We start from the raw sequence: 7730 nt of genomic DNA, 5'->3' as shown, positions 1-7730 counted from the left end.
AGAAGTCGTCTGCTTCAGCTTACCCAATTCTGTCCGAAAAATCGATACAGGCTCATGGCCTCGTTGACGATGATACCCCAGGGCGTCGCCCTGGGCTGGCTTGTTTCAGGCCTTTGGCCTGCGTCTTCTGCGATTCGACGCTCTTCAACCATTCGTGAATATTACTTCATCGTATTTGGGAAGCCCGAGAGAGATTTTCCGATCCGGCCACCACATCGCCTCTTCTTCCTGCTTTCCTGCTTTCCCGATTCATCTTAAACGAAGCGGAATGATTCGCCGCCACCTCCCGCCCAGCGCTTCTTCTGATGGCTGCCGATAACCGCTCCTTTGTTGGCGACGTCGGCAGCGTTTGGTCGCGCCGCGCGCAGATCTGGCGGCTCGTGCCGAAGGCGGATAAATTCAGATTCGGCACGGCCGTCTTCCTCATGGCCGTGGTCGCGATCGTCGAAACCGGCATCGCCCTGCTGCTCGGCCGGTTTTTCGACCAGGTCCTCAAGCTCAAGGGACAACCCGCGGATGAATTGCTGCGCTACGCCACGCTCTCGCTCGGCGTCCTCGCCGGAGCTTACGTCTTCAAGGAGACGCTCAATCTCGTGCGGCGCCGGCTCATCAGCCGCACCACCACGCGCATCGAGCGCGATATGACAGTGCGCGTCGTCGGCCACCTGCTCAAGGTCGACCTCGGGGCGCTGGCCAGGGAGCGCGTCGGCTCCCTGCACGGCCGCATCACGCGCAGCGTCGAGGGCTACGTGAAGTTCCTCAAGATCAGCTTCACCGACGCTATTCCGTCCGTCCTCACCGCGCTCTTCGCGCTCGGCGCGGGGTTCTTTTCCGAGTGGCACGTGGGCCTCGTCATGGCCTGCGTGGTCCCCATCGCCATCGGCCTCACCGTGTGGCAGGTCACGTCGCAAAAGGGCATCCGCCTCGCCCTCCTGCAAGCCAAGGAAGGCCTCGATGGCACGATGGTCGAGCAACTCGGCGGCCTCGAATACATCCGTGCGGCCAATACTTACCGGCAGGAACTCCAGCGCGTGGAGACGGCCGCCGAGGCCCGGCGCGAACGCGAATTTCGCCACGGCACAGCGATGGCGAAATTCGACTGGATGAAAACGGTCAACGAAAACCTCTTTCACGTGGCCATCATCGGCTACGCCATCTATCTGGCGGCGCGCGGCGAGGTGGACTACGGCAAGGCTTTCACCTTCTCGATGCTCTTCCTGAACATCATGCGCCCGCTGCGCGAGGTGCATCGCATCCTCGATGAAACCTACGAGACGAGCCTCCAGGTGAGCGTGCTCCTCGGCATGCTCAACCAGCCGGTCGATCAATCCTTCGGCACAGTCACCCTGCGCGCCCCGAAGCTCGACGGCACGGTGCCGCTGCTCGAATGCCAGGATCTCGTCGTGGAATACGAAACACCGTCCGGACCGCGGCGCATTCTCGACGGTGTCACGCTGGCGATCACCCAAGGCCAGACCGTGGGCATCGCCGGCCCGAGCGGCTCGGGCAAGAGCACGTGGCTGCGCGCCATGCTCCGCCTGCTGCATCCCAATGGCGGCGAAGTGCTCGTCGGGGGCGTGCCGATCAGCGTTCTCTCCCGCGAAGACATCGGCAAGAGCATCGGCTATGTCTCGCAGACGCCCTTCGTCTTTTCCGGCACCGTGCGCGACAACATCGCCTACGGCTGCGGCGACGTGACGCCCGAGCAAATCCAGCAGGCCGCGCAACAAGCCCATATTCACGAGGACATCCTCAAGATGCCGCAGGCTTATGACACCATCCTCAATGAGCGCGGCGCCAATCTTTCCGGCGGCCAGCGCCAGCGCATTTCGCTCGCCCGCATGTTTCTCAAGAATCCGCCGGTGCTCATCCTCGATGAAGGCACCAGCGCGCTCGACAATATCAGCGAACGCCAGGTGCGCGCCGCCATCGACAATGCGCGCAAGTCGCACACCGTCATCATGGTGGCGCATCGCCTGAGCACCCTGCGCGATACGGATCGGATCTTCGTCTTCGCCGCCGGCCGCGTGGCCGAGGAAGGAAGTTATGCCGACCTCGTCGCGAAGAACGGCGTCTTTGCCGAACTCGTCCGCAGCGCGGAGGCGGGTTGACCGCGAATCTGTCATTGCTAACATGGCTGCCTCGCAAACCTAATACCGCCCACGCCAATTTGCGCCATCGTCCTTTGCCATGAATACTTCTTCTGTCGTCTTTGTCTGGCCCGGTGATCTCCACCTCGAGTTTCCCGACCGCCCCAACTATCAAACCGCACAGTGGATGGCGGACGAAGTCAACACCCTCATCAAGCCGGACTTCGTCCAATTTGCCGGCGACAACGTGCAGCACGCCAAGGATCCCGAGTGGGTGCTCTTCAAGAACGTCTACAGCAAGCTGCAGCCGCCATTCCACGCGCTCGTGGGCGATCACGATGCGCATCACGACGCCGGCGCGCACGCTTATCAGGCCCAACTTGGCGCGACTTACCAGGCTTACACCGTCGGCGGCTACCGGTTCATCTGCCTGAACACGATGCAATTCCGCCCGCTCGGCATGACCGACGAGCAGGTGATCTGGTTCCGCTACGAAGTGGATGCGGCGCTGGCGCGGGGCGAACGGGTCGTCGTTTTCCAGCATCACTACCCGTTCCAGGTGTGGGAGGATTTCGGCAACATGCCGGGCATGGCGGCCTGGCGCGACATCGTGCAGACCCGGCCAATCACCGCGCTCTTTGCCGGGCATACGCATTACGGCCAGATCGCCAACGACGGCCGGCACGTCTATGTGGCGGTGCGCTCGATCGGCGATCCCGAAGGCGGCCCGGCCGGCTACGCGGTGGTGCATCTCGATGGCGAAGACCTCGCGCTCACCTATCGCAGCGTGGCGGATCGTGGCCCCGTCGCGCTCATCACGCACCCCCGGCGGTTGGTCCTCGCGACCACGGCCGCGCACATCGTCACCGGCCCCATGGACGCCCGCGTGCGTGCCTGGTCGCTCGGGCCGATCAACTCTGCACAGGGCCGCATCGGCGACGGTCCATGGACGGATCTGCGCGCGACCGGGGAGCTGACCTGGGCTTTCCCCATCCCCGGCGATTCCCTGCCGAAAGGCGAACACACTCTCGAAGTCCGCCTGGTCGACGCCAGCGGAGCGGAGGGCACGGACAAGATCACTTTCCTCTGCGACCGCTCGGGGCGCTACAACCCCTTCCCCATTTGCGAGCCAGTGGTGCGCGAGACGAAGTTTTGCTGACTACTGTTTGGGCAGATTCGGGATCGGCGGGGGAGCGCTGGGCGGCGGTGGAATGATGGTGACCGTGGTCGTGTGCCGCTGCATTACGAAGAACGAGGCGATGGCCGCACCGACGCCGAGCAGCAGCAAGCAGATCCCGACGATCAACGATCCCTTCGACCGCAGTGGGGTAACATCGATGGAGTAGGTCAATAGATTGAAATCCCCGCCCGGCGTGAAGGCCACCCTCGTCGCCTTGGCCGGAAGCTTGGCCTTCAAGGTTTGATTGATCAGCACCCCGTTCATCGCCGCGCTGCTGGTGAAAAACCAATCCGAACCCGAGCCGGTTACGAGCTTGAGGTCCTTGGTCACGTCGATCGCGAAGTCACCATTGCTGCGATACCGGGCCAGGGCGCGCGCCTTGATTTTGGCCGTGGCGTGGCGATGCACATCGTCCTTTTCGAGCGAGTAATCGTCCACCACCGCACTGGCATATTGATACCGCAAGTCCCGGAGCAGGAGATCGGGATGGTCGCCGAACCGCTCCTTCCACTCCACCCACTCCGCGGCGCTAAATTGAGAACTGGTCTCAACAACAGCATCCCCCCGATCGTCGAAAGTGTAGGTCTGCTCAATCGTCCGGGTGGGCAGTTCCTGCGCTGGCAACGGCCCCGCCAGAGCAGCGAAAGCGACCAGATAGACATATTGACAAAATCGGGAAGTTCTCATGCAAGTGAGTAATTTTTGGCAAATTATTTTCCGTAGCCGAAGTAAACGGTGCTCACGATGTAATCGATGAGCTTTTGGTTGCGGGTGTACTGCTTGTCATTGGCGCCAATGAAAAATCCCAGCACCCCGCCACCATTGGTCGGCACAAACATTCCCGCCCAGCGATTGGTCCCCGTGGACCCTAGCGCGGTGCCGGTGTAGACGATCACGTTACCCTTCTTGTTCTCGTGCGAGGCGATGCGCAGTTTCACGCCCATCACTGAGCTGAACTGCTGTTGCACACTCTTCATGGCTTCGTCCGCCGTTTTTAGGTTCAGGAATTGGAAGACGTTCACTCCCACCGTCGTCTGCGCATCCTGCGCGGTGAAAATCATCCCCTTGATCGGTCCATTTTCCACCCGCGTCCAGTTCGCCGGCACGTCCACGGTCACCCACCCTTTGTAACTCATGTAGCGGAAGAAACCGTCGGCCAGGGGAGGCAGATCTTTGTCACCCAGGGACGTCTCCTGCGTGGGCTGGGGTTGCGGGTTTGGCTGGGTGTTTTGCTGCGGCTGCGGCTGCGGTTGTTGGGCTGCGGTTTGCGGCGCCGGCGCGGTTCGGTGGGCTTCGCGCTTGGCCAGGATGTTCTTGATCTTTTCGATGTCGAACGCCGGCAACTCCGGCGGACGCAAGCCTTGCCGTTGGTAGTCCTGCACGCCGACCCACATCTGCGTTTTCTGCTCCTTCAATTCCCGCCACGCAAATTGGACCGCGTCCACGAACGAAAGCGGCGTCTTGGAGTTGACCGCCATCGGCGTAATTGCGGTGCACTCGATCGGGATGATATCCGTCGGCCCCTGTCCAATGCGGACGACGGTAAACGCGTGACCCGGCACAAAAACGACCGTCGCGGGCAAGCCCAGATGCTCCATCACCGATGCCCAGAGCAAAGCCAGTTCGATGCACAGACCCTGGTTGGTAATGATCACATCCCGCGGCAGGCGCACCGTCTGCACGGTCGTGCTGATGTCGCCCAACCGGGCAGGCACTCCGGCATCGCTCGTATAGCGCATCCCCGTCTCGCACATGTAATCGTAGACCGCCTTCATCACCCGCGCGACTTCCTCGGATCCACCCGCAATCCCCGCCGTGGTACCGCCGGTGCGGCGCGTGATTTCCGCGACAAATTCCTGCACGACCGGATCATTAGGCGTCACCATGGCCATCGTAAATGGCGCGGTCGCCCACTGGTCGTACCACGTAACCACTTCGTTCGCCGGCAGGTCGGTGTATTCCACCTCGTTCACCCCGCGCAGTTCCACATTGGACCGCAGGATTTCCTCCTTTGTGCTGCCCGGTTTGTCCGACCAATGGATCTTCGTTTCGAGCGTGACCGTCGTCTGGCTCGACAACTGTGTCACCTTGGACGGCAACTGCGGATAGTACACTTTCACCACCGTCTGCCCCGGCTGAATCTCCTCATGCGTCTCCGCCGTCGTCCAGGGGATGTAGTCGGGGATCTGGTAGCTGATCGAAAAATCACGCACCGGCCCTGTTCCTTTGTTCTGGAAGACAACCTTGCTCAAAAAATTACGCCCGTTCTGCGCCGCTGGATTACCGTAGATCTTGTAGGCGAAAGTCATCAGCGACTTCTTGACCACCGGCGGCTCCCACGTGAGTCCGCCAGTATCGGAGGTCGGTCGGAAATACCAGCCGATACTGGCCAGGCCAACCAGGACTAGGAAAGCGGCAACAAGACGAAGCAGAGTTTTCATGGCGAAAAACCGAATGGCGCAGGCGGCGGGCAGCTATTCTTGTACACAGAGAAGGCGTCACTTGTCAGGGAAATTCATCCGCAAAAATACGTTCAGGACGTAGCGGGCCGCGCCACAAACATCCCAGTTTTGGCGGCTCGAACAACTTGAGTTGTGGGCTTGTCGGGCTCAGTCGGCACGCTCATGCTGGAACGCGAGGCGATCCCGTGAAACCAGTCGACACTCATCCGGACTCAGCACAGCGAGCCAGCGGCGATGCAAGGTTCCGCCATCATCTCGCTGCGGCGGACCCCGTTTCACTGACTCCGTTGACCGGGCGCGATACGGAGGTCGGCTTGCTGGCCGATCGGTGGGAGCAGGCGCAGGAGGGGATGGGCCAGGTCGTGACCGTGGTGGGCGAAGCGGGACTCGGCAAATCGCGCCTCGTGTCCACGATCAAGGAACTCGCCCTGGCCGGCGCGAATGCCGGCTCCGCGGGCGGGGCATCACCCGTCATCGAATGGCGCTGCGCGCAACGCTTTCAGAACACCGGACTGCACCCGATCGCGAACCACTTGGGCCACTTGCTCGAACTCTCCGGCGAGCAACCGGCGGCCGCGCGCTTCGATCGCCTGGCGCGGCATTTGGAAGAGCACGGCCTCGGCCGCCCGGAGATGGTCGCCATCTTCGCCAAGCTGCTTTTTTTGCCGCCCGATGAGCGCTATCCCGCACCCGTCCTCACCCCCGTGCGTGAACGCGAGGAAACATTCCGCGCCCTGCGCGAATGGCTGCGTGCCTGTGCACGCCGGCAACCGGTGCTCTTCGTGGTCGAGGACTTGCATTGGATCGACGCCTCGAGCCTCGAGTTCCTCGGGCAATTCATTGCCGAGGGCTTGCACGATCGCATCCTCACCGTGCTCACCTTCCGCCCGGAGTTCCAGACGCCGTGGGCCGCGCCCGCTCACCAGACGAGTCTCGCGCTCAATCGCCTCACGCGACGCCAGGTCGCCCAGTTGATGCGCCAGGACGCGGGTGGCGCGCTGCCGGACTCGCTCGTCGCGCAAATCTACCAGCGCACCGGCGGTGTGCCCCTGCTCGTCGAGGAATTCACGCGGATGGTCCGCGAATCCGCGGTCTTCGAGCACCAGCGCGAACAGGAGATGCCTGCAACGCTCCAGCAACTCGTGATAGCCCGGCTCGACCGCATGTCGAGCAATCGTGAAATCGCCCAGTACGCCGCCACGCTCGGCCGCGAGTTTCATTACGAGTTGCTCGCCGCCGTGGTCAGCGTGGACGAGCCCACGCTCCAGGCCGAGCTCGCCAAACTTTCGGGAGCGGAGATTCTTTTTAGCAAAGGCCAGCCGCCTCGCTGCGCCTACCAGTTCAAGCACGCCCTCCTCGAGGAGGCGCTGCACGGCTCGATCGAGGAGGTGCAGCGGCGGCTGTTTCACCGGCAGATCGCGGAGGTCATGGAGGCGCACTTCCCGCACTCCGTCGAAACCCAGCCCGAGCTGCTCGCCCATCATTTTACCGAGGCGGGCTTCATGGAAAAAGCCGTCGGCTACTGGCTCCAGGCCGGCCGCCGGTCGCACGATCGCTTCGCCAATGTCGAAGCGATCGGCCACCTCACCAAGGGGCTCGAATTGCTCGAGGCGCAGGAGGAATCACCCGCGCGGGATGCGCGCGAACTGGAACTGCTCGGGCCGCTCGGCACCGCCTACATTGCCGCGCGGGGTTACGCCGCGCCGGAAGTCGGGCCCGTCTTCCATCGCGCCCGCACGCTCTCCGAGCGCGTCGGGCAGACGCCGCAGGCTTTCGCCATGATGCGCGGACATTTTGCCTATCATATCGTCCGCGGCGATTTCCGGCTGTGCACCGATCTCGCCATCAAGGCCGTGGAATTTGGCGAGCGGCTCGAGGACCCAGGCATCCTCATGGAGGCGCTCTTTCTCCAGGGGCTCACCATGCTCTATCGAGGGGACTTTGCCGGCGCCCATGCCTGCTGCGCCCGCGCGCTCGCCGAGTACGATGACCGCGCGC

General features: G+C 62.6%; 6 protein-coding genes. 4 read left to right on the top strand and 2 right to left on the bottom strand.

What is annotated here, in order from left to right; translation table 11 throughout:
• From ABJF10_RS27495 to ABJF10_RS27485, 3 genes are all read left to right on the top strand, one after another.
• Positions 1–258: hypothetical protein (locus ABJF10_RS27495; protein WP_348547826.1), on the top strand; the 258-nt coding region annotated here is incomplete at its 5' end.
• A gap of 47 nt (positions 259–305) precedes the next feature.
• On the top strand, positions 306–2111 hold the full coding sequence (locus ABJF10_RS27490; protein WP_348547825.1) for an ABC transporter ATP-binding protein: 1806 nt from the start codon (positions 306–308) through the stop codon (positions 2109–2111).
• Between the two features lie 79 nt (positions 2112–2190).
• Positions 2191–3249 carry a metallophosphoesterase gene (locus ABJF10_RS27485; protein WP_348547824.1) on the top strand — a complete coding sequence of 353 codons (1059 nt, stop codon included), beginning with the start codon at positions 2191–2193 and terminating at the stop codon, positions 3247–3249.
• On the opposite strand, the gene ABJF10_RS27480 is transcribed toward ABJF10_RS27485, so the two are convergent.
• Both ABJF10_RS27480 and ABJF10_RS27475 read right to left on the bottom strand, forming a co-directional pair.
• Positions 3250–3957: a hypothetical protein gene (locus ABJF10_RS27480; protein WP_348547823.1), complete on the bottom strand. Its 708-nt coding sequence runs from the start codon at positions 3955–3957 to the stop codon at positions 3250–3252.
• A gap of 23 nt (positions 3958–3980) precedes the next feature.
• On the bottom strand, positions 3981–5711 hold the full coding sequence (locus ABJF10_RS27475; protein WP_348547822.1) for a hypothetical protein: 1731 nt from the start codon (positions 5709–5711) through the stop codon (positions 3981–3983).
• Positions 5712–5917: 206 nt separating this feature from the next.
• Between ABJF10_RS27475 and ABJF10_RS27470 the strand changes: the two genes are divergently transcribed.
• Positions 5918–7730 (top strand): AAA family ATPase (locus tag ABJF10_RS27470; RefSeq protein ID WP_348547821.1); only part of this gene is annotated, 1813 nt, incomplete at its 3' end.

The organism is Chthoniobacter sp., assembly GCF_040003245.1.
Lineage (GTDB): Bacteria > Verrucomicrobiota > Verrucomicrobiia > Chthoniobacterales > Chthoniobacteraceae > Chthoniobacter.
This window is presented reverse-complemented; position numbering and strand designations above follow the sequence as displayed.

Coding starts and splice junctions, on each gene's coding strand:
- ABJF10_RS27485 (WP_348547824.1), top strand. CDS start 2,191: ATGAATACTTCTTCTGTCGTCTTTGTCTGGCCCGGTGATCTCCACCTC.
- ABJF10_RS27490 (WP_348547825.1), top strand. CDS start 306: ATGGCTGCCGATAACCGCTCCTTTGTTGGCGACGTCGGCAGCGTTTGG.
- ABJF10_RS27475 (WP_348547822.1), bottom strand. CDS start 5,711: ATGAAAACTCTGCTTCGTCTTGTTGCCGCTTTCCTAGTCCTGGTTGGC.
- ABJF10_RS27480 (WP_348547823.1), bottom strand. CDS start 3,957: ATGAGAACTTCCCGATTTTGTCAATATGTCTATCTGGTCGCTTTCGCT.